18 protein-coding genes and 2 pseudogenes are annotated in these 21,796 nt (G+C 62.1%); 11 read left to right on the top strand and 9 right to left on the bottom strand.

All coding sequences use genetic code 11. The annotated features are described in order from the left end of the window. Positions 1–535: 535 nt before the first annotated feature. Positions 536–801 (top strand): annotated as a pseudogene (locus tag BH682_RS33045) (carbonic anhydrase); the annotation flags it as partial. 66 nt (positions 802–867) lie between these two features. Here the strand turns inward: BH682_RS33045 and BH682_RS33040 are convergent. Genes BH682_RS33040 through BH682_RS33030 form a run of 3 tightly spaced genes read right to left on the bottom strand, consistent with a single transcriptional unit; the run spans position 868 to position 2,641 of the window. Beyond that, on the bottom strand, positions 868–1,161 hold the full coding sequence (locus BH682_RS33040) for a BldC family transcriptional regulator (protein WP_083954795.1): 294 nt from the start codon (positions 1,159–1,161) through the stop codon (positions 868–870). Then, positions 1,152–1,499, bottom strand: coding sequence for a hypothetical protein (locus BH682_RS36540; protein WP_198174647.1), 348 nt, complete (start codon positions 1,497–1,499; stop codon positions 1,152–1,154). Before BH682_RS36540 ends, BH682_RS33040 begins: the two co-directional genes overlap by 10 nt. Continuing rightward, complete coding sequence (locus BH682_RS33030) at positions 1,499–2,641, bottom strand: alkane 1-monooxygenase (protein WP_075836220.1); 1,143 nt, start codon at positions 2,639–2,641, stop codon at positions 1,499–1,501. The genes BH682_RS36540 and BH682_RS33030 overlap by 1 nt, the downstream gene beginning before the upstream one ends. Before the next feature lie 503 nt (positions 2,642–3,144). On the opposite strand from BH682_RS33030, the gene BH682_RS37390 reads away from it, so the two are divergent. Continuing rightward, the gene (locus BH682_RS37390; protein WP_064442799.1) at positions 3,145–3,477 is read left to right on the top strand and encodes a sigma factor; all 333 of its coding nucleotides are present in this window, start codon (positions 3,145–3,147) and stop codon (positions 3,475–3,477) included. 336 nt (positions 3,478–3,813) lie between these two features. After that, complete coding sequence (locus BH682_RS33020) at positions 3,814–4,167, top strand: hypothetical protein (RefSeq protein WP_075836219.1); 354 nt, start codon at positions 3,814–3,816, stop codon at positions 4,165–4,167. Positions 4,168–4,236: 69 nt separating this feature from the next. Here BH682_RS33020 and BH682_RS33015 read toward each other — a convergent pair whose 3' ends face one another. From BH682_RS33015 to BH682_RS33005, 4 genes are all read right to left on the bottom strand, one after another. After that, positions 4,237–4,458 carry a hypothetical protein gene (locus tag BH682_RS33015; RefSeq protein ID WP_178377395.1) on the bottom strand — a complete coding sequence of 74 codons (222 nt, stop codon included), beginning with the start codon at positions 4,456–4,458 and terminating at the stop codon, positions 4,237–4,239. Positions 4,459–4,755: 297 nt separating this feature from the next. After that, positions 4,756–5,688, bottom strand: coding sequence for a DoxX family protein (locus BH682_RS33010; RefSeq protein ID WP_003944048.1), 933 nt, complete (start codon positions 5,686–5,688; stop codon positions 4,756–4,758). A 245-nt stretch (positions 5,689–5,933) separates the two neighbouring features. Beyond that, positions 5,934–6,089, bottom strand: coding sequence for a DUF6131 family protein (locus tag BH682_RS36535; RefSeq protein WP_087503832.1), 156 nt, complete (start codon positions 6,087–6,089; stop codon positions 5,934–5,936). 814 nt (positions 6,090–6,903) lie between these two features. Beyond that, the gene (locus BH682_RS33005) at positions 6,904–7,101 is read right to left on the bottom strand and encodes a hypothetical protein (RefSeq protein ID WP_143542550.1); all 198 of its coding nucleotides are present in this window, start codon (positions 7,099–7,101) and stop codon (positions 6,904–6,906) included. Between the two features lie 198 nt (positions 7,102–7,299). Between BH682_RS33005 and BH682_RS33000 the strand changes: the two are divergent. Together BH682_RS33000 and BH682_RS36930 are read left to right on the top strand one after the other, a co-directional pair. Beyond that, positions 7,300–8,203 (top strand): annotated as a pseudogene (locus BH682_RS33000) (IclR family transcriptional regulator). A gap of 923 nt (positions 8,204–9,126) precedes the next feature. Next, the gene (locus BH682_RS36930; RefSeq protein ID WP_223304538.1) at positions 9,127–9,363 is read left to right on the top strand and encodes a hypothetical protein; all 237 of its coding nucleotides are present in this window, start codon (positions 9,127–9,129) and stop codon (positions 9,361–9,363) included. Positions 9,364–11,262: 1,899 nt separating this feature from the next. On the opposite strand, the gene BH682_RS32985 is transcribed toward BH682_RS36930, so the two are convergent. Together BH682_RS32985 and BH682_RS32975 are read right to left on the bottom strand one after the other, a co-directional pair. Further along, positions 11,263–12,360 carry a hypothetical protein gene (locus BH682_RS32985; RefSeq protein WP_075836214.1) on the bottom strand — a complete coding sequence of 366 codons (1,098 nt, stop codon included), beginning with the start codon at positions 12,358–12,360 and terminating at the stop codon, positions 11,263–11,265. A 983-nt stretch (positions 12,361–13,343) separates the two neighbouring features. After that, positions 13,344–14,360, bottom strand: coding sequence for a trypsin-like peptidase domain-containing protein (locus tag BH682_RS32975; RefSeq protein ID WP_075836212.1), 1,017 nt, complete (start codon positions 14,358–14,360; stop codon positions 13,344–13,346). A 628-nt stretch (positions 14,361–14,988) separates the two neighbouring features. Here BH682_RS32975 and BH682_RS32965 point away from each other — a divergent pair. From BH682_RS32965 to clpB, 6 genes are read left to right on the top strand one after another with little or no spacing between them, the layout of a single operon-like run. Beyond that, the gene (locus BH682_RS32965) at positions 14,989–15,492 is read left to right on the top strand and encodes a general stress protein (protein WP_075836209.1); all 504 of its coding nucleotides are present in this window, start codon (positions 14,989–14,991) and stop codon (positions 15,490–15,492) included. Positions 15,493–15,495: 3 nt separating this feature from the next. Next, positions 15,496–17,370, top strand: a complete 1,875-nt coding sequence (gene dnaK / locus BH682_RS32960) for a molecular chaperone DnaK (RefSeq protein ID WP_042926712.1) — start codon at positions 15,496–15,498, stop codon at positions 17,368–17,370. A gap of 8 nt (positions 17,371–17,378) precedes the next feature. After that, positions 17,379–17,903 carry a nucleotide exchange factor GrpE gene (locus BH682_RS32955; RefSeq protein WP_007735553.1) on the top strand — a complete coding sequence of 175 codons (525 nt, stop codon included), beginning with the start codon at positions 17,379–17,381 and terminating at the stop codon, positions 17,901–17,903. Positions 17,904–17,909: 6 nt separating this feature from the next. After that, a complete protein-coding gene (locus BH682_RS32950; protein ID WP_075836207.1) occupies positions 17,910–18,848 on the top strand; it encodes a DnaJ C-terminal domain-containing protein in 939 nt (312 codons plus the stop codon). Next, entirely contained in the window at positions 18,845–19,174 is a 330-nt protein-coding gene (locus BH682_RS32945; protein ID WP_030537135.1) for a chaperone modulator CbpM, read from the top strand. The genes BH682_RS32950 and BH682_RS32945 overlap by 4 nt, the downstream gene beginning before the upstream one ends. Then, the gene (gene clpB / locus BH682_RS32940) at positions 19,156–21,789 is read left to right on the top strand and encodes an ATP-dependent chaperone ClpB (RefSeq protein WP_075836205.1); all 2,634 of its coding nucleotides are present in this window, start codon (positions 19,156–19,158) and stop codon (positions 21,787–21,789) included. Before BH682_RS32945 ends, clpB begins: the two co-directional genes overlap by 19 nt. Positions 21,790–21,796: the final 7 nt, after the last annotated feature.

Below are 21,796 nucleotides of genomic sequence, written 5' to 3'. Positions count from 1 at the left end.
GTTCAGTTTTTGAGTAGATAGATCTCAGGGGAGCGGAAGCGGTCATTCCTGATCCCGGTCCATCGGCGCCGGCAATAGGAATACGTAATATCCACGGTGAGAAGAAATTCAGCTTTCCGGTACGCATCACTGTCTAGGCTGAGACGTGTGATTGTGGGCGAACAAGTCTCGCGGCGAACACCTTCCGGCCGGACTGAATCTCGGGGTCAACAAATGGACGTGCATCTTCTTGAGGATGTGGCGGCGCGTAGCCTCGATTCGGGTGCAGACCCTCAGCGGTGGCCCGATCCGTCACCACGGTGTTAAGAGAATGCGGCCTGCACCGCAGTAAATTGTTTTCCGGGCTCAGTCCCTCGTACTGTTCTAGTATCGTCGACCAGCGCCCCGCCGCACGGTTCCAGGCCCTCAATTCAGGTGTCGATAGTGAGTCGCCAGACTTTGTATGCACGGTAGATGGATGCCGCGATCAAGCCCCCCTTTCCGCTTGGACGTCTCTTCGCGAAGGCAACGAGCGGTTTGTCAACCACGCGTCCATGCCCTCGACAACGGAACTGTTCCGGACAGCTTCGTCCGCAGTGCGGTCGAGCGTGGTTCTGATGGGCAGCAACGAGGGCTTGTCCACCGTCGACGAACTCGAAGGCCGTCACGTCGTGGAGACCGGCTCGCTGATCATGCAGAGGTCGCGGATTATCGCCGACAAGAATGGACAAGAGTGCGTGCGCGATCGTCGGTGTCACGTACACGTTGTCCGACGGTCGCATGCGAGTTCAGGGCACAGTCGGCGACATCGGGAGCATCTGATCCGCGAACGAAAGTAACGTGCATCGGTATCGTCCGGGTTGGGTTGCAGCATTTCGGGCTTGAATTTCAGGGTGCCGTCGGATCCGTTTTTGGCCCTGGAGTGTGAAGCGAGTGCAAGAGCATACGGATCTCGGTGCGGTGGTAGCGGCGGTGACCGCCGATGGTCGAGGTAAACCCGATTTTTCCTTCGTCAGCCCAGCGAGCGACTGTTTTCGGAGTTACACGAAAAAGTTCGGACACTTGTTTTGGAGTGAGTAAGTCTTCGGAGCCGATATCGAAGACAGCGGGAGGAGGTGGCGGTCCATTGCCGCCGCTGCTTTCGTGCTGAGCGGTGGCTGGAGTCGACCCGTTCAGGCCCATGATTGTCCTTTCGAGGAGTCGACGGTGCGTGATTCTTTCTGACTCGGATGCCCGGTATCGGATCGAAGAATTTTTCTGTACGCGGTGAGCAGATATTTTTCGGCAGCGGTGTAGACGGTGATCGGGGTGCCGTCTGAGTCTGTGGTATCGACGATGAGTTCGAGGTAGCGGCGGCGGTATAGATAGGCATCGGGTTGCTGCAGCAGGAATTGCGCGGCGGCGATGACTTCTGGACTCGGCGCTACACGTGCGAATCTGGCGTGAGACTGCAGGTGGCGATCTATGTCGGTGTGCGGGTACGGATCTGACTCTGTATCCGTTGGGTCGTGGGCGTTCATCAGGTCGTGCTCCTGGCGTTGATTCGTTCTGTGTCGCCGTCGTAGTAGTCCAACAATCTCTGATCCATCACCCGGCGCCACAGCGGTGGAATCCACGCGATCACGATCATCACTGCGTAGCCGGCCGGAAGTTGCGGCGCTTCGGCCGCGCTACGCAGACTTTGGTACCGCAGCTTCGGGTTGGCGTGGTGATCGCTGTGCCGCTGCAGTTGGTAGAGAAACAGATTGCTCACGACGTGATCGCTGTTCCAACTGTCAGCGGGGCTGGCGCGAACGTACGAGCCGTCGGCACGCTTGCCACGCAGCAGGCCGTAATGCTCGAGGTAGTTCGCGGCTTCGAGGAAGGTGAATCCGGCAACTGCCTGCAGCAGGAGCCAGGGCGCGACCTCCCAACCGAAGATACCGATCAGCGTCGCGAAGAGGACAACACTCATCGCCCAAGCGTTGAGAATATTGTTCTCGAAGCTCCAGGTTCGTTTGCCTTTCCTCTGGAGTCGAGCGCTCTCGATGCGCCATGCCGAACGCAGCCCGCCGAACACACTTCGTGGCAAGAACCTCCAGAAGCTCTCACCGAACCGTGAGCTGGCCGGGTCCTGCGGAGTAGCTACACGCACATGGTGGCCGAAATTGTGTTCCACGTAGAAGTGCCCGTAGAGAGATTGCGCAAGCGCCACTTTCGCGAGCCACTGTTCGATCTTCTCGCTCTTGTGGCCGAGCTCGTGGGCCGCGTTGATACCGACGCCGGCGACGACGCCCACCGTGAACGACATCGCGATCTTCTCCGCGATTCCCATCGGAGCGTTGATCCAGCACCAGCAGGCGAAGATCAGACCGGCGTATTGCAAGGGGAGGAACGCGTAAGTGCACCAGCGGTAGTAGCGGTCCTTCTGCAGTCGTGGGATCGCATCGTCCGGCGGACTTTCGCCGTCTTCACCGGCCAGCATGTCGATGATCGGGATGACGATGACCAGTAGCCACGCGCCGGTCGCCCAGAACAATCCGAGACGAAGGTTGTCGACGAGAATCCAGGAGAGGAACGGGCTGAGTGGAATCAGCAATCCGAGCGGCCACAGGTACCTCTTACGATCACGCCACACCGAAGGGCCTTCGATGCTCGCGGGTGTGGAAGCCGCGGGAGTCATGGTGACATCTGGTGAAGAGGGGGCATTTTCCTAAGGATTCAGTCTTAGAGGACGTTTACGATATGTGTATCTCATTCCAGAGCCGAGGTTACACGTGGAATCGAAGTAAGAGATGATCGCCAGTCGTGGGCTGAGGCGTGGCCCTGCGATCTCGCCTGCTCAGATGTCCATGACTCGCCGGTGGGTAATCCGTCTTTTTCGCACGATCGATGAATGATCTTGGTGAAGAACAAGACTCGTGTTCATTCCGGGATGCCTTTGCCAACCTGCTTGGGCATGTTGCGACTTTGGGTGTGCCCAGGATTCGGAGCGAGCGCTCCATCAACCTCGGATGCGGGTGATGGAGACCACAGCAATATGGCAGGGGCTAGCTACACGACTTCCGGCTGCTGTGTACTAACTGACATTCATTCGAGACGTTCGAGCCCCACTTTCCGAGGTTCCTGCTGAGTGCAGATGACTATGCTCGCTCTGTAAGTTCACGTGAGAGTGGGGCGACCGTGATGGTAAAGGCTGATCCAGACGACCACCTTGTTGCTGTGCTGTGTTCTGTTTCCTCCGGGAGTCGTGCAGCTTTCGCCGAATTCTACGACCGGACTTCCCCTTGGGTCTGCGACCTGCTCATGCAGATGTTCGGTGATCAGCGAGTTAGCGACGAACTGGCACGGTCGGTGTATCGCGAGGTATGGGCATGCGCGCCCGAGTACAAGACGGAAAACGGGAGCCCTACGGCGTGGGTAATCATGATTGCTCACCGGCGAGCGATAGAAAAGATTCGCTCCCCGCCCTCGGCGCGAGGCTTTATGGTCCTCTCAGGAGGCCTCCGGATCGGCTGAGGAAGCCCACGCATGCAAAGACGGCTTCAGTTGGTCAACAGGGGATTGCCGCGCAAGAAGATACCTCTACCAGGGATATTACTGCGGTTGGACACAGCGGCAGATAGCCCACCGTGACGGGGTGACCGTTACCCTTGTGCGATCGAGCATCAAATCAGCCGTATTGACTGCACGCGCTAGTCAGCAATGCGGTCTGATGTAGCCGGAGTTCTGACGGAGGCATGTTCGGCGTTGGTGCTACGAGCGGAGAGCTTCGCGGGGTGATCGGGCGCAGTAATCGAGGTTTGCACGAATTAGGTGGTCCGACTGTGAAAGGGTTTGCAGGAAGGAGACGAGATGTGCTGGACGAGTACTGACGGCGCTCACGAAGGAGCGCCGGCGACGATCGTCGCCGGCGATCGCACCGCACTGTCGTACAGCGCCCGGGGCTTCGGACTCGAGGACGGAACGTACGTGCCCGATGAAGCGACGATCGGTTGGCGCGCGCAATGCTCGTGCGGATGGAAAGCATTGGGGCTCATCGAGCGTGTGACCGACGCCGACCTACCTCGACGACCGGACCAGATCCTCGACCTCTCGGGAGGGCCCGCATTCCCGGAAGTAGAAGACATATGCCACGCACAATGGCTTGAGCATGTCCGCCGATCCGCTTCAGCATGCCCCACGAACGCGTTCTCCATGACCACATGACGCACGACTCGGTGAGGTATCGGTCGGGGACCTATGATTCCTGATCTGCAGTCGACTCACGCGTGAGGTCTAGGGCCGCACACCTCGCTGTTGTACAGGGGGGAGTGGTGCGTGCACCACTCCTGAGTGGTCCCGGCGTACTGTGACCCACCGCGGAGATGCGGTGGTCGGATCGAGAGGCATCGACCCGACCACGCCGATGACACCGTCGTCAACACCGATCACCTGTCCTCCGCGTAGGAGGGTGACGTCTTCTCTGGTGATCTTGGTCTTGTCGGCGCGAGCCGTCATCAGCCACTCTCCGTGATCATCCGTCAATTTCGCGAGCCAGGTCCCCATATGACCTGCCTCTACCTTCGTGTTCGTTGGCGGACCCCCGAGTCGCGCTCTCAAACAAAGCCTCGCGCGAGCGCAGCTAGGTGCCCCGCTGTGTTATCCGCTCGGAGCACTTATCTCTGGGAGTGCATGTCCATTGTGTTTTCGTCGGCTATGAAATTTAGCCAGGAAATGCTAGCCAATAACAGGAAATGCTAGCCAATAACTCGTAACAACGTCACTGCAGGATGGTGACCGTGTTTTTCGGTGCACTCAGTGCGTCAATTCGTCCTTCTTGGCGCGAGCCTTTTCGAGCGCCTTCTCGGCGCGCTTTCGGGCACGCTTACCCAGCACCTCGGTCTGCTCCGACGCCGTTTCGGCCCACTCGTTGCTCTTTTCGAGCGCGAGTTCGGCGAACTCGGAGCTGCGCTTGCTCGCCAGCTCTGCCAGTTCGGCGCTGCGCTCGCGTGCGGTCTCGGCCAGTTCGGAGCCGCGCTTCTGCGCGACTTCGAGGATGTCCGGGCCGCGTTCCTTGGCGACCTCTCCGAATTCCGCGGCTCGCTTGCTCGCGATCTCCGCGAACTCGGAGCTGCGCTCCTTGGCAAGTTCGAGCCAATCCGTGCCGTGTGCCTTCGCGGTTTCGGCAAGCTCGGAACCGCGTTCGGATGCCACCGACAGAGCATGCTCGACGCGATCGCTCGTGTGATCGGTCTGCGATGCGACCAATGGAAGTGCTGCGGCGATAGACGCCTGGGCTTTCTTCGCGGCGCGGCGGCCACGCCAGCCGAGCGACGGCTTGCCCTCGGTGTCGACGGAGGCGATCATCAGTCCGCCGAGCAAGCTGACGTTCTTGATGAAGTTTGTGCGCTGCATCGCTCGCAGTGACGGATCGGTTTCGTTCCAGAAGTCGTGACCGGCAAGCGTGGTCGGTACCAGGCTCCCCGCGAGCACCAACGACGCGAGCCGCGGCGCCTTGCCGGTGGCCAGCAGGGCACCGCCGCCGATCTGGACGGCGGCGTTGATCTTGACGAGTGTTTCCGGATCAGCAGGCACCTTCTGCGTCACTGCTCCTGGCAGCGTCTCGACGGATTTGTCGATCAGCGGTGACGCTTTGGCTGCTCGCTGAGCGGGGTTGCGCAAAGCATCGATTCCCCCGGCGATGAAGATCGTGGAAAGCAGTGGACGAGCAATTCGACGTACCAGCATGTTTCAAGCCTTCCAGAGTGAATGCGACATTTGGAGAACCACTCTCCGCGGGCCTCCCGGCAGGTTGCTCAGCTGTACTGAACTCTGTCGACAGGCACCCTCAAACGTGGAGGTGGGATGTGCCCAGTACCTCTCTTACAGGAGGAGGCGATCCCGGTAGTGGTGCATCATCATGGATCGAGCAAATTAGGTACCCGCGCGAGCCAGATGTCCCAGGCGAGGGTTAGGCCGGGGTATATAGGGTGTTAGTACCAAACTTTTCGACCGCCCACAGCGCGACCCATGGTGCCCAGAAGTGTCAGGATTGCGCCGACCACCACCAAGATGATGCCGACTGTCGTCAAAATACTGATTGCGGTGAAGTAACCGATCAGGGCCAGAATGATGCCGAGGACAATCACAGTGATTCCTATTCTCTCGCTAGGTTCTCGCTCTGCGCACCGGCCAGCCACCAGATCCGGCGGTGCGAGAAGTTCAATAGATCACAGAATCTATACCATCAGACATAGATTATAGGCAAAATTGAAACCAGATGTAGTGAGGTGCGGTAAGCGCCGACCTGGCTCGGCCGGGAGGCCGGTCGGTGCCTGGCAGACATTGAGGAACGCCGTAGTCAAGGGCCCACCGACACTGAGCGCGAGCACAGTCTCGGTGGGCGGGCACGCGCCCGCCGTGTCGGCGACGAGCGCGAAGCTCGGGTGGTCCACCGACATCAGGTGTGAACACCGGTCGGTGGACCGTGCGTGTCAGAACCGGCGACAACTCCGACACTCAGACCGAAGACCCGCCGGGACGGAGTGGGGGACTCAACCGGCGGGTCAACGTCCTCTATGCCCTGGTGCCTTGTTCTACAAACATGAACAGCCCGCCGTATTTGTCGAGCAGACTTAGAGAAGCCCAGCAGAAACCGATCAGGCGGCGGGCAGCACTCCTGGTGCTGGCTGTGTCGTCCCGAGATTCCTGTTGCGCCAGACGCGCGTTATTCGGCGGTGTGTCAGTAGGTATATCGCCGCGTTCCTGACAAGTGACGGAGAAGCGTAGTGTTCGGCCCTCGTTCCAGGCTGGCGCGGGTGGGTGGGGGACCGAGGATGTTCATCTCGATCATGCCGGCGGTGCGAAGCCTCGCGCCCGTAATTCGATGCCATTCTGCAGCGGTTGCGACGCGGATAGACGTTGGTGATCACTCCCCGCGAAGTGGCGAGATCGTGGTATCGGTCAACGGCTGATGTCGATACCGACCGGCTGTTCGATAACGCCCCTGCATCCGCTGCGGCAATCAACGAAACTGTCCCGGCGGTCGGTCAGTTCAGGCGGTGAACCGGCGTAGAACTCGAGCACGGTAATAAATAGTGGACATCCACATTGAAGGCAGTCGCGTCCGAGTTCGGTGCCGACGACGGGCACAGTGCTCACGAAATCGACCATAGGCCAATTCTTCGAACGCGCATTCCTAATGGCAGGCAACGCATCCCGCACACCGATGACACCGGTAAGTCTGTGATGCGATGTATGTGTCTGCTGCGCTTACCGTCGCATTCTGCAAGCGAGCCACCGACTGGGTGGGGAACACAGGATCTAGAATGAATTCTAGTAAATTTCGGAAGGGGCTTCATGGGCATCGCTGACCAGAATGGCACAACGCCGGGCGTCTCGACAGAGATGCAGTCGGGCAAGGACCTGCCGCCCTCGATGATCGAGCGACTGACGTTGATTCTCGACGCCTTCGGCGGCCGAGGAGCTCGGATCACGCTCGAACAGGTTGCATGCCGTACTCGATTACCTCGCTCCACTGTCCACCGCATTCTCGATCAACTCACCACCTTCGGATGGGTCGAGCACGCCTCCTTCGGATACTGCCTCGGTCGCCGCGCTCTCGGGGGACGGCGACGGCGAGAGGCGCAGCTCGCTTCGTGAAGCGGCCGCACCGTTTCTGCACGAATTGCACCAGCAGACCGGTATGGTCGTGCATCTGACCGTCCTCGACGGCCCCGACGTCGTCTATCTCGACATAGTCGGCGGACGTTTCGCCGCTGCAATCCCGTCGCGTGTCGGGGGTCACGCCCCCGCCCACTGCACCGCCGGCGGAAAAGCGATCCTGGCGTGGATCACCCCCGAACGCGTCGACGCTCTTTTCGGCTCAGTCCTTTCTCGCAGTACGGAAAACACCATCACAGACATCAATGTTTTGCACCAGGAACTGAGTCGCATCCGCCGGCGCCGCGGTGTGGCCTTCGAGCGAGGAGAGTCAGCTCATGGTGTGGCCTGCATCGCTGCTGCGGTTCGCGGATACGAAGAACTCGTCGGCAGCATCGCCCTGTGCGGCAACAACAAATCCGTTCAGCTAGAACGCCTCGCCCCCTTGGTCGTCCACGTGGTCCGTGAAATTTCTCGATCGTTGTACCCCGAATCGGACCATTCCCGTAGACCACGAAAGGCGCCTTCCGTTCCTGCGGCCACATTCTCCGCGGAGATAATGGATCGCCTCCTGGCGGCATCACCGGAAGACTGGATCTAACGTATCTCGACCGATCGAGTCCGCGGTGTCAGTTTCTGGACGGTATTCCCGAGAACTCGCTGACGCATCCTTAACTCCTCGACCACGCTGGATGGCGCTTGTTTGCATTCTCCAGGGCTCGCCGTGGATCAGCCATGTCATTTTGAACATGTTGGGCTGCAAGCAGATACATTTTTCGTTGAATGCGTCATTGTGCGAGAATGCGGATTCCGTTGGCGTCCTGGGCGAGGATGTCGGCGAAGTGGCGGTTGGATTTGTCGAGTCCGTCGGAGAGGTTCGCGCCACGCAAGAAGGATGCTGCGGCGGCGTCGAGGTGCCGCGCAATGTGCAGGGGCTGGAACGAAGAAGACGGTGGGCGTCTGGGTGAAAATGTCGAGGGTCGATAGTAGCGACAGACCGGCCTCAGTTTCGTTGTCGTCGTGGTTGATGTGGGCGACTTTCAATGCTTCGGCCGGGGCTGCCCCTGGAAATTTCTGTGCCGAGCCTGCGACAATGTTTCCGTTTTGTCGGCACGACAGCGAACTATTGGCGGTAATGGTGTTGTGCTGCAATGTGTCCTTATTTTCACCATTGCTTGACAGGGGCGCACGGGAGTCGGAAGCAGAAAACGGCAGGGTTAACCGCGATAGCGGCGAGGGAACCGCTGCATGCGCGGGAAGGATACGAGCTGCTGAGTCCGAAAGCTCCGCAAACCGGCGGCGACATGTGATCATCGTTCTGAAATCGATACTGTCTAGGTTTTTCGACGTGAGGATCGTATGTTCGCTGATCGGTTGAATATGTTGTTCGAGGATTCGCCGCGATTCGGTCGTCCGGTCACGCAAGCTGTGGTGGCGGACGGTCTCGCCGCGAGTGGCTCTCGCCTCTCCCGCCCTTATCTGTCTCAGTTACGTCGAAGTAGGCGGACGAACCCTTCTCCGGATGTGGTCGCCGTGCTTGCTAATTTCTTCGGCGTCGATGACAAGTATTTTTATCTGCCGGTCGACAGTGAGGGGGCGGAACCGTCGGTTGTCATCGACTGTCTCGAACAGGGGGCGTTGCGGCAACTGTTGGCTGCAGTGGTCGGCCTTTCCGAGTCGTCCACAGGGCTGGTCGTCGACATGGCGGAACGTTTGCGCCGCGCAGAAAAACTTCCAGAGATCACTGCGGGCGCTGATTGACCGAAACGTACTGCTATAGACCGGTTCCCCGACGCTGAAAGGTGAACGGTCTGGAGTGGTAGGGACGAGTATCTGCTCCTGACTGGGGAACTCGTTTTCGAAGACCACTGGGACTGCTCTCCGGGATGCGTTCGACTATGCCGTGCTCGATCGTCGGAGAACGTTCGGCGTGTTTGCGGTGCGATCGCTCACTACCCGACGTAGGGTCGGATTCCGCCAGATTATCGACCCAACCCCGAGAGTATGGCGCCGGGGGACGGGTCACGGCATTTCTCTGCCTACCACCCCTACTTGAGGTCCCGTGCCCTTTGCCGGCTCTGGGCGTCCGGCTCGCCGGCAAGCTTCACTCCCTTACCGCCCTGCTCGAGTAGCACCTTGAGGCGGCTGAGCAAGTTCGCTCAACATGTGACAGAGGTGAACGAGCCGCCGGTACCGAGGTTCTCGTCAGAACCTCGGTTCCTGCTTGCCTGCCGGGCAGGCAAAAAAACGTCGCGTTGCGAGCGATGGGAGGACCGCGCGGAATGGTGGCAGTGACCGAGATTGCCGAATACGCCCATCGGATCGACATTCCAGTTGGCGTCCGCCAGTAGGGGGTGGACGTTCGCGCGAGCCTTCACCAACTGAAGTCCGGATGGGGAAGTCGCGGAGTTCGGTGATGAGGGCTTCGAGGCGTAGATCTCGGCGAGGTAGGTGAGAGTGCTCCCTGGGGTTATCCAGAACCTTCTTAATCAGGGTGTAAAAGGCATCCGAGGGCCCGCCCAGCTTTCGGTCCCTGACCTAGCGAGTGCGCAGCCGGGAATATCCCGATCTACGGAGGTGCTGGGCGCAGCGATGAAACCGGCGGCGAGAAGGAGCAGGGAGGGGCTAGATTGTAAAGCGCTGGCGCGCAAGACTTGACCGGGTTCGACAGTATTGAGCGCGCAGCGCCGATATCGCGGTAGGCAAGGCAGTAGTCATCGTCGAAGACAAGGATCGCGAACGATGCCGAAGTCATCCTCTCCGCAGAGAAGGTGGCGCCCGAACTGGTCGCCTCGTGGTCCACTACGCATCTGGGTGTCCACGCTGTACTTCGAGTACGTGTGAGAGTCCGTGACCTGCGCCCTCACTCACATCTCTTCCAAAGAGGACACCCCGTTGCGAATGGGTGCTGACGACCGAAAACGAGTAACAGGTCGGGGCCGGTCCGGGCTGCCTGGTAAGTGGACTAAGGCGTCCAGGGTGCCGACTGGTTCAGTCGTGCCGTCGCGGTTGTCGAATGTGACCAGGAGCTCGCTCTCGCTTCGGCGCCTCATAAGCATGTGGGCGATACGCAGTGTTTCGTCTTCGGTTCGGGCAGCGTGTGGGTGGGCGTCGGACTCGAAGTCCAGCGGGTCCGACGAATGTTCCGTAACGGTGTAGAAGCCGGATTCCCCACCCGTCGCCATCGTGTGAGAGTCGCATGATTTGTGACTATCCGCAGGCGCGAGGACGAGGCGAATTCGTGGATGCAGGATCTTCGTCCTGCATCGCCTGCGGCTCTGGCAGAGGTGTAGGGTCTCGCTGCCGATGACATTTCGAGACGCCGTGACATGCGCGTTCATGTCGGGTCTCACGGTATGGCCACCGCGATCTGTCTCAACCTGATGACATTTCTTCATCGGACACTGTGCCAACACCAGCTGGCTGTCCCCGTGTTTTCGCGTTGGTTCCGAGTAGCCGACCGCGAGATCCCGTTTGTTCGGACTGCCCCGTTTGACGCCCCGAAGGCAAAATCAGTGGACGGGGCTATCGGGTTTGTGCTGGTCGGCGAGTTTCGATCAAGGGCCGGTTTCAGGACGTGCCGGTGCGGGTTCGGCAGACGGTACATCGCAAACCTCGTCGGCGCTTTTGAGTTGGGACGCATGTTTCGCCGGGCCGCGATCATCGCGCCTCGTTCGACCGACTCCGCGTTTCCTCGATTCGTTGCCGCTGCCGGACCCCGTAGGCCGCCTCTTTGACGGCGGCGTCGTCCTCGAGACCCGAACCGAGGGCCCCACCGATGGTGGCGATGGACGCCAGCAGCCAGGTGAGCGTGAGGTAGTCGGAGAAGTTCACCCCTCGCCCGAGAGTGCGGGACAGCAGTTCCGAGGGAAGAGCGAGACACGCAGTGAACAGCAGCAGGCAGAACAGGGCCACGTACAGGACGACGACACCGATGACCAGGGTGACTACGGTCGCGGTGTTGTACAGCACCGATCGATCGCGTTCCGCCGGCGACTTCGGCCGCTCCCAGAGTTCGTGGTCGAGGATCAGCCAGAGAATGATCGCCACGATCGACAAAATCATCGCCACACTCATACGCCATGGCCCCATCATGTCGGCGAACAGCCAAATCGTGTCGGTGGCCAGCGCGATCGCACCGGTGGCGAAGGCGCCGACGAGGACCTTCGACATTCCGGTGACCAGTCGCCACGGCCGGTTGGCCCGCACCATCCCTGACAGCAGTCGCAGTCGCCGCAGGCCCGAGGGCGCGAAGTACCGGATGCCGTCCTCAACTTGCGCAGACCGGAACCGTCGCGCCGCGCCGGGGGGCATGAGTTCCGGCTCACCGAGGATGTGGGCGATGGCGAGTTCGGTGACGGTACGGACGCGGCGCTCGATGTGGATGCCGCCCACTCCGGCGACCGAGATGAGCGCGAATTTGTGGTCGGCGCTGACTTCGCCCACTACCGGAAGGGTGTCCTCGCGGCGCGGCAGGTCGGTGAGGTACACGACGATGTCTTCCGCTTCGGAGGACGGATCGACCGTGTCGATGACATCGGCGAAATCAGCTTGCTCGTCGGGGAGGTACGGTTTCGGGCGCACGCCCGTCGTCCACCGGCGCTCGAGCCGGTCAGGGCTGCGCAGGCGTTGCGGCAGGTACTCCGCGATGCGTTCCGCGAGAGCCGCAGGCGTGCCCGGATCCGCGATGAACAGTACCGAGACCTGCTCACCGTCCGCACCGGATTGCCCTCCCTGCAGGTGCTCATTCGCATCCACCCTTCACATACCCCCTCCCGCACTACACTTCTCACCACGTCGAGCACATCCGGATCGAACAACCACGCCCGGCGATAGCCGGCGAGGAACCGCACATTCTCCAGCTCGATCGGAGGCGGCTCGCTCCACACCTCGTACCGCCATCCCCGCGCGATCAACACCAACCTGGTCCACTCGCACGTAAACGCCACCGTGTTCGACGCCGACAGCTCCAGCCGCGATTCGTAGATCACATGATCGGACTCGGTCGCAGTCCAATAGGTACCCGAATAATGCTGCTGACCTCCATACCAGCGAAAAGTCCGCCACAGCGCGGAGGCAACGATATCATCGACCGCGACCTCATCCAGCGGTCGGATCTCCTCGGCGCCGTCCACTACGTGGCGGCGCGACAGCTGCGCCGCACCCAGATTCGACGACCCGGCACGCGTTCTCGCCGACCCAGCGACCGTAGCGTTCCCCATCGCGGCATCTCCCCGCATCGGAAGTACTCGGTTGGATCATCCACCCGCAATCCGCTCCCACCACGCAGCCACGCCGAGACAATCTCACCCAGATGGCCAACTGGCCACCGAGTGGCCATCTCGCGTGAAATTTGGCCACTTCTAGGGTCTCGAGACCTGTGGCATTGTGAGCCGCCGCGACCTGCGGACGTGTTGCTCGTCTCCGGCATGGCCAGAGCAATCTGTCTGAACTCCCTGGCATTTCCTCAGCCAATTACGAAGCGAGACGGGCCGTGCCGGTGCTCTGCCGCGATCAGGATGGCTGACACCACGTCAGGAGTGGTTGGAGACCCCGTAAGCGGATCCATGACCGGATATCGCCTGGAGGGAATCACGGCAGAGGACCCTGACCGATCTCGATCCGCTGCTTCCGCAGCGTGACCTCGTCGTTCAAAATTTTGGCCAGCGCCGCCCGCAACGTGCCGGCGGGCCGTAGCACCGATCGCGTCCACGCCCGTTTCGGACGCTCCAGGCATCGTCTCAGCTGGCGGGGCGGTCTGTCACGGTGACCGATATCTGCTGGGTCTCGCCGCCGCGGAGCACGGTCAGTTCGACTCGATCGCCCGGGGCGACGGCACGGAGCGCCGCGATGAAGTCCTCCGCCGACTCGGTGTCGTGGCCGTTGACCGCGGTGATGACATCGCCGGGCCGGATGCCCGCGGTCGCTGCCGGACCGAGCGGGGCGACCTCGAGGACGACGACACCGTCGGTGCGGTCGACCGCCAATTGTTCGGCGATCTGCGGGGTCAGTGTGCCGGGCTGAATGCCGACGTACGCATGCTGGGCGGTTCCCGAGGCCAGTAGTTGGTCGGCGACGTCGACGACCTCCGCCGCGGGGATGGCGAAGCCCAGAGCCACCGCACCCGCCGCCGGGGGAATGTAGGCCTGGCTCATCCCCACGACCCGGCCTTGTCCGTCGATCAGCGCACCCCCGGAGTTGCCCGGTGAGATCGCGGCGTCGGTCTGGATCAGGTCGACCAGCGGCGCACCGGTGGAGGCCGACCCGGGGATCTGGCGGTGCAATCCGGAGATGATGCCCGAGGTGACCGTGTCCTCGAATCCCAGCGGGCTGCCCATGGCCACGGCGAGGGCGCCGACCTCCGGCAGCGCTGTCTCGAACGTCGCCGCAGTCAGGCCCGTGCGGTCCGCGTGAAGGACCGCGACATCGGCAACCCGGTCGACGGCCAGCACGTTAGCAGACACCTGTTGCCCGTCCGCGAAGGCCACGCTCACCTGCCTGGCACCCTCGACCACGTGGGCGTTGGTGACGATGGTGCCGTCGGTCTTGTAGACGATGCCGCTGCCCACACCGGACCCGGTGAGCACGGTGACGACCGAGGCCTCCACCTGCCGAACCAGGGCCGGCAGGTCCACGGCGGGCCCGGCTGAGGGGGTCGGGGTGGTGGGAGCCGAGCCGCCGCATCCCGCGAGGAGGAGGACCACGATCGCGACCAGCGGCACCCAGATAGAGGATCGGACGGTCGACGGCACGTGCATCAGCGACCGGTTCCGTACGACATCGGTCTCCTACATGCACCTACTGCGAGTGGGCCCACCAGATCAACATACCCCTGTCTCCTCCCGTGGTCCGCGACTCCCGACCCGCGTCACATGCTCATAGAAAATCGACATCGACGATTGCGGTGCGCGTGCCTCAGCTGCTGCGGTGACGAGTCGTATATTGTTGTACTACTTTTATTTTCAAGACCGATATGCCCGTTTCGGCCCGATTCGGTTGCCGTACAGTGCAATCGGACTTTAGTGACTTCACTGTACGAGCTGATCCGACAGCTGGAAGAAGAGGATTCGTCACTGGTTTGCTTCTGCACCAAGCGATTAGGAACAGCCGCTGGGTCCTGATCCTCTACGTGAGGGTGAAGACTCTGATATTTCCAGTACTCCAGCAACTGTACTGTCAGGGTGGAATCGGCTTCCTGCTTTCGACTTGCGGGGACCTTGTCACCCATTTCTTTGTCACCCATTTCTTTCGGCTGCTAGGGTCTTGGTAGCGGGAGTTCTACTCGTGTAAAGCGTGCGTGAGCTCAACCGGTTGACCCGACGGCCGGGCCCCACCGGTACGCACCGGCTCGGCGAAACCCCAGTCCATCGACGCCTAGGGGGCGTAATGTCAGAGTCCAGTGGCGGAACCTCCGCCGTAAGTCCACACCCACCTGCTCGCCAGGTGATTGCGACATTCGACACCTATGCCGACGCCGAGAGCGCCGTCGACTACCTCTCCGACCAGCATTTCACGGTAGACAAACTGGCCATCGTCGGTCGCGACATCGAGCTGGTCGAGCAGATCGTCGGCCGATTGAACTACGGCTGGGCCGCTCTGCGCGGCGCCGCCGCGGGCGCGCTGACGGGTGCGCTGTTCGGCTGGATCTTCGGGTTACTCAACTGGGTCCAGCCGCTGCTCACGGGCCTCACGCTCGCCTTCTACGGGCTGATCTTCGGCGCCCTCATAGGTGCTCTGCTCGGCCTGCTCATGTATGCGCTGCAGGGCGGCCGGCGCGACTTCACCTCAATCCAGTCCTTACAACCACGTCACTACGAAGTCCTCGCCGACGTCGAGGTCGCGGACGAAGCCGTCCGCCTTCTCAACGGCCGGACCGATCGAAAGGAATGAGTCATGGCAACTGCTGTAGGCATCGACCTGGGCACAACCAACTCGGTCATCGCAAGCTGGCAAGGCGGCGAGCCGGTGGTGATCTCCAATGTCGAGGGAGCGCGGACGACGCCTTCGGTGGTGGCGTTCACCGAGAGCGGCGAGCGCCTGGTGGGTCAACTCGCCCGACGGCAGGCGATCTTGAATCCGAAGGGCACGATCTACTCGGCGAAACGGTTCATCGGACGTCACTACGACGAGATCTCCGAGGAAGCCAAAGCGGTCAGCTTCGACGTCGTGCCGGGTGACAACGGTGAGGCCCGCTTCGACGTGCGCGGCAAGAAATACGCACCAGAGGAGATCAGTGCCCTCGTGCTGCGCAAGCTCGTCGACGACGCGAGCAAGTTCCTCGGTGAGAAGGTCAAGGAAGCGGTCATCACCGTTCCGGCCTACTTCAACGACGCGCAACGAAACGCCACCAAAGACGCCGGCCGTATCGCAGGCCTCGAGGTTCTGCGGATCATCAACGAACCGACCGCTGCGGCACTCGCGTACGGCATGGACAAACAGACCCACGAAACCGTACTGGTCTTCGACCTCGGCGGCGGAACCTTCGATGTGAGCCTGCTCGACGTCGGCGAGGGAGTGGTCGAGGTTCGTTCCACGGCCGGCGACTCCCACCTCGGCGGCGACGACTTCGACCGACGCCTGGTGGACTACCTCGCCGACGAATTCCAGCGCGCGGAGAACATCGATCTGCGCAAGGATGCGCAGGCATTGCAGCGCCTCTTCGAGGCCGCGGAGAAAGCCAAGGTCGAGTTGTCCTCGGTGACACAGGCCCAGGTAAACCTGCCCTTCGTCACCGCTGACGCGAACGGTCCCAAGCACCTCACCACCACGATCATGCGATCGAAGTTCGAGGATCTGACTGCCGATCTGGTGGAACGCTGCCTCGACCCCGTGAAGCAGGCGATGAGTGACGCCAAGGTCACCGCCAACGACATCGACGAGGTGATCCTGGTCGGTGGTTCGACACGTATTCCGGCGGTGCAGGCGCTGGTTCGCCGGCTCACCGGCGGTAAGGACCCCCACATGGGCGTCAACCCGGACGAGGTCGTGGCGCTCGGTGCCGCAGTCCAGGCGGGCGTGCTCAAAGGCGAGGTCTCCGATGTGCTGTTGCTCGATGTCACCCCACTGTCCCTCGGCGTCGAGACGCAGGGCGGGGTGATGACCAAGATCATCGAGCGCAACACGACGATCCCGGCACGGCGCAGCGAAGTGTTCTCCACGGCGGAAGACAATCAGTCCGCCGTGGACGTCGTGGTGCTGCAGGGCGAACGCGAACGTGCGGCCGACAACCGGGTGCTCGGCCGGTTCCGGCTGGAAGACATCCGCCCCGCGCCACGTGGCGAGGCCCAGGTGGAAGTCATTTTCGACATCGACGCCAACGGCATCCTGAACGTCACCGCTCGCGACAAGGATACCGGCAAGGAACAGAGCATCACGATCAGTGAACAGGGCAACCTGGATCAGGGTGAGGTCGAGCGCATGTTGGCGGAGGCCGAACGGAACCGGGGTGAGGACGAGGCGCTGCGCAAGGCGGTCGACGCGCGCAACGGGCTCGATTCGGTTGCGTATCAAGTGGAGCGGCGACTCGCCGAACTCGGTGACAGTGCCCCGCCGCATGAGAAGGCGCGGGCCGAGATGCTGGTTGCCGACGCCCGAAAGGCCGTGCAGGACGGCGCTTCACCCGCGGAGGTTCAGCCACTCACCTCGGAGCTGCAACAGCTGCTCTACGGACTTGTGCCGGACCAGTCGGACGACGGCCAAGCAGGCGGCGCTGATGCTGCGTCGTCGGATGACGGCGACGTGATCGACGCCGAATTCGATCGAAGCTGAGGCGCACGATGGAAATGTCTGCAGATCATTCGACGACCGAGCCGACTACCAACAGCGCCGACACGGATCAAAGCAAGACCGAGTCCGATCGCGCCGAGACGGCAGACGAGCTGTCTCAACTCGAGGACCGTTGGCGCAGGGCCGTCGCAGATCTGGACAACCTGCGCAAGCGATACGCCAAAGATCTGGACCGTGAACGCGCCGCGGAAGTAGCGAAGGTTTCGGCGGCGTGGCTGCCGATACTGGACAACTTGGAGCTTGCGCTTGCACACGCAGGCAGCGATCCGCAGGCCGTCGTCGAAGGTGTGAAGGCGATCCGGGACCAGGCGGTACAGGTGCTCTCACGACTCGGCTTCGAGCGCCACGACGAGGCCGGTGTGCCGTTCTCCCCGGAACTCCATGAAGTGGTCAGTGTGGTAACCCGACCCGACCTTCCGTCCGGGACCGTGGTCGAGGTCTTGCGCCCGGGTTATGGAGAGGACGGGCGACAGTTGCGGCCCGCCGCGGTGGTCGTCAGCCGCCCCGAGGGGTGAGCACCGATGGCCCGTGACTACTACGAAGTACTCGGGGTCCCGCGGGGCGCCGGCACCGACGAAATTCAGCAGGCGTACCGCAAGCTGGCCCGCAAGTACCACCCCGATGTGAACAAGGATCCCACTGCGGAGGACAGGTTCAAGGAGGCCAACGAGGCCTATCAGGTGTTGTCCGACCCGGACACCCGGAAACGCTACGACCGATTCGGTGACGACTTCCGGCGTGTGCCCGAGGATTACGACGAACGGGTCCGGGCAAGCGCCGGTGGGTACGGCGGCGGGTTCGGCGGTGGCGGGTACGGCGGTGGGGGCGGGGGCAGAAGGGTGCACTTCGGTCACGGTGTCGGTGGCGAGGGCGGCGTCGACTTCGAAGACCTCTTCGGGCAGATGTTCGGCGGAGGCGGTGGGTTCGGACCGATTCCCGGCGCCGATCAGGAGGCCGAACTGGAACTGGCTCTGGAAGAGGCCTATCAAGGCGGAAAACGCACTCTCAGACTGGACGGACGGCAGTATGACGTCGACATTCCAGCCGGCGTCCTGGACGGCCAGCGAATCCGGTTGGCCGGGCAAGGAGGCCGAGGCAACGGTGACGCGCCGCCTGGGGATCTGTACCTCGTGGTGCGGATCAAACCGCATTCACGGTTCCGCGTGCAGGGTCGGGACATCTACGTCGATCTGCCCGTATCGCCATGGGAGGCGGTTCTCGGGTCGACCGTCGTCGTTCCCACCCCGGGCGGAGAGGCGAAAGTCAAAGTGGTGCCGGGCTCGTCGACGGGACGGAAGCTGCGCCTGCGCGGAGAAGGAATGCCGAATCCGCGGGGCGCCAACGGCAACCTCTACGCCGAAATCAAGGTGATGGTGCCGCCGAAACCGACAGCACGTGAACGCGAACTGTTCGAGCAGTTGGGCGCCGAATCGAACTTCGATCCGAGGAAAGAGACATGAGCACCTCAACGCCGATCACTCAGTACGTATTGGTTCGCCGTGCCGGATTGTCGCCGGATGCCTTCGCCGAACGTACCGGGCTGCACCCCGACCTGGCACGAAAGCTTGTGGCTCTCGGCCTGCTCGACGCCCACCGCGACGCCGGCGGCGAGATGTCGTTCGAACCATCCGAAGTGACCCACGCCGCCCGCATCCAACGGCTGCGGACCGGCCTGGGCCTGAACTACTCGGCAATCGGGCTCGTGCTCGATCTGCTGGATCGAATCGAGAAACTCGAAGCAGCTTCCCGCAGAAGGAGGACACCCCCATGGACACCGGCAGCCTGACTGAAAAGTCACGAGAAGCCCTGCAGGAAGCCCAGAACGTCGCGACCAGAATGGGCCACACCGAAGTCGACGGAGAGCACCTGCTGCTCGCGTTGGTCGATCAGCAGGAAGGGTTGGTGCCCCGACTGCTCGAACAGGCCGGCGCGAATGTCGAAGCACTTCGATCCGATCTGGAACGTGAACTGTCGCGTAGGCCGAAGGTCAGCGGCCCCGGCGCGACCCCCGGTCAGGTGACGATCACCCAGCGTCTGGCCAAGCTGCTCGACGCCGCAGAGCGGGAGGCGAAGAGACTCAAGGATTCCTACGTGTCGGTGGAGCATCTTGTGATGGCCCTCTCCGAGGAGGGGTCGGCCAGCGCGGCCGGGCGGGTCCTCGCCAGTCACGGGGTCACACGGGACGCCTTCCTCACAGCGCTGACGAAGGTGCGCGGCAATCAGCGCGTCACCTCGGCCACCCCGGAGGGGGCGTACGAGGCGCTGGAGAAGTACGGACGCGACCTCGTCTCCGAGGGGCGGGCAGGCAAACTCGATCCGGTCATCGGCCGAGATGCCGAGATACGCAGGGTAACTCAGATCTTGAGCCGGAAAACGAAGAACAACCCGGTGCTGATCGGCGACCCCGGCGTCGGTAAGACCGCGATCGTCGAGGGCCTCGCCCAGCGGATCGTCCGCGGCGACGTGCCCGAGGGCCTACGCGACAAGACGATCTTCTCGCTCGACATGGGTTCTCTGGTGGCCGGCGCGAAGTACCGCGGCGAGTTCGAGGAGCGACTGCAGGCCGTGCTGTCCGAGGTGAAGGCTGCCGAGGGGCGCATCCTGTTGTTCGTCGACGAGTTGCATACCGTGGTCGGAGCGGGCTCGGTCGGCGGCGAGGGGTCTCTCGACGCCGGCAACATGCTCAAACCGATGCTCGCACGCGGCGAACTGCACATGATCGGTGCCACCACTCTCGACGAGTATCGCAAGCACATCGAATCCGATGCGGCACTGGAGCGTCGATTCCAGACCGTTCTCGTCGACGAGCCCAGTGCCGAGGATGCGATCTCGATTCTGCGCGGACTTCGAGAACGCCTCGAGGTGTTCCATGGCGTGAAAATTCAAGACGGTGCATTGGTGGCCGCCGTGACCCTCTCGCACCGGTACATCACCGACCGCTTCCTTCCGGACAAGGCGATCGATCTCGTAGACGAGGCATGCGCTCGGCTCCGCACCGAAATCGATTCGATGCCTGCCGAACTCGACGAGCTCACCCGGAAGGTGACCCGTCTGGAGATCGAAGAGGCCGCACTGTCCAAGGAAACGGACGCGGCCAGCAAAGCGCGCCTCGAAGAATTGCGCAAGGAGCTGGCCGATCTACGGGCCGAGGCAGACGCCCGGCACGCTCAATGGGAGGCGGAGCGGCAGGCGATCCGGCGGGTGCAAGAACTGCGAGGAGAGCTGGAACGGTTGCGCGTCGAGGCCGAGGCCGCCGAACGCAACTACGACCTCAATCGGGCAGCCGAGTTGCGATACGGCGAGATCACCGAGCTCGAACGCCGGCTCGAGGCGGCGGAGGAGCAACTGGCCACCAGACAAGGCCGAAATCCGTTGCTGCGTGAAGTGGTCACCGAAGACGAGATCGCAGAGATCGTGGCCGCATGGACGGGTATCCCGGTCGCCCGGCTGCAAGAAGGTGAGCGGGAGAAGTTGTTGAAGCTCGACGAGATCCTGCACGAGCGGGTCGTCGGTCAGGACGAGGCGGTGCAACTGGTCGCGGACGCTGTGATCCGGGCGAGGTCCGGTATCCGTGATCCTCGTCGACCGATCGGTTCGTTCATTTTCCTGGGCCCGACGGGCGTCGGAAAGACCGAGCTTGCAAAGACATTGGCCAGCGCCCTATTCGACAGTGAAGACAACATGGTGCGCCTCGATATGAGCGAGTACCAGGAACGGCACACGGTGAGTCGGCTCATCGGTGCACCTCCCGGATACGTCGGGTACGACGAAGGTGGCCAGCTCACCGAAGCGGTGCGGCGTAAGCCGTACTCCGTGGTGCTCTTCGACGAGATCGAGAAGGCCCACGCCGACGTCTTCAATACCCTGCTCCAGGTGCTCGACGACGGCCGGATCACCGATTCTCAAGGCAGGCAAGTCGATTTCCGGAACACGGTGATCATCATGACCTCCAACATCGGATCCCAGCATCTCCTCGACGGGGTCACAGCCGACGGCGAAATCAAGCCGGACGCCAGGGAACGGGTGATGGCAGAACTGCGCGGGCATTTCCGCCCCGAATTCCTCAACCGGGTCGACGACATCGTGCTGTTCTCCCCACTCACCCTGCCCCAGATCGAGTACATAGTGGAACTGCAACTCACCGACCTTCGAAACAGGTTGTCGGAGAGGCAGATACACCTGGAAATCACGCCGGAGGCGCGCCGACTGATCGCCGAACACGGGTTCGACCCTGTCTACGGTGCGCGGCCGCTGCGCCGATACATCGCCCACGAGGTCGAGACCAAGATCGGTCGTGCGCTGCTGCGCGGGGAGATCGAACCGGGTGGCACCATCAGCGTCACGGTGGACGGCGGCGAGCTTGCCGTCGCGTATGCCGAACCCGCCGTCGCGGCGGCCTGAGAAGAGG

The sequence above is a fragment of the Rhodococcus sp. YL-1 genome (genome assembly GCF_001942025.1).
Lineage (GTDB): Bacteria > Actinomycetota > Actinomycetes > Mycobacteriales > Mycobacteriaceae > Rhodococcus_F > Rhodococcus_F qingshengii.
This window is presented reverse-complemented; position numbering and strand designations above follow the sequence as displayed.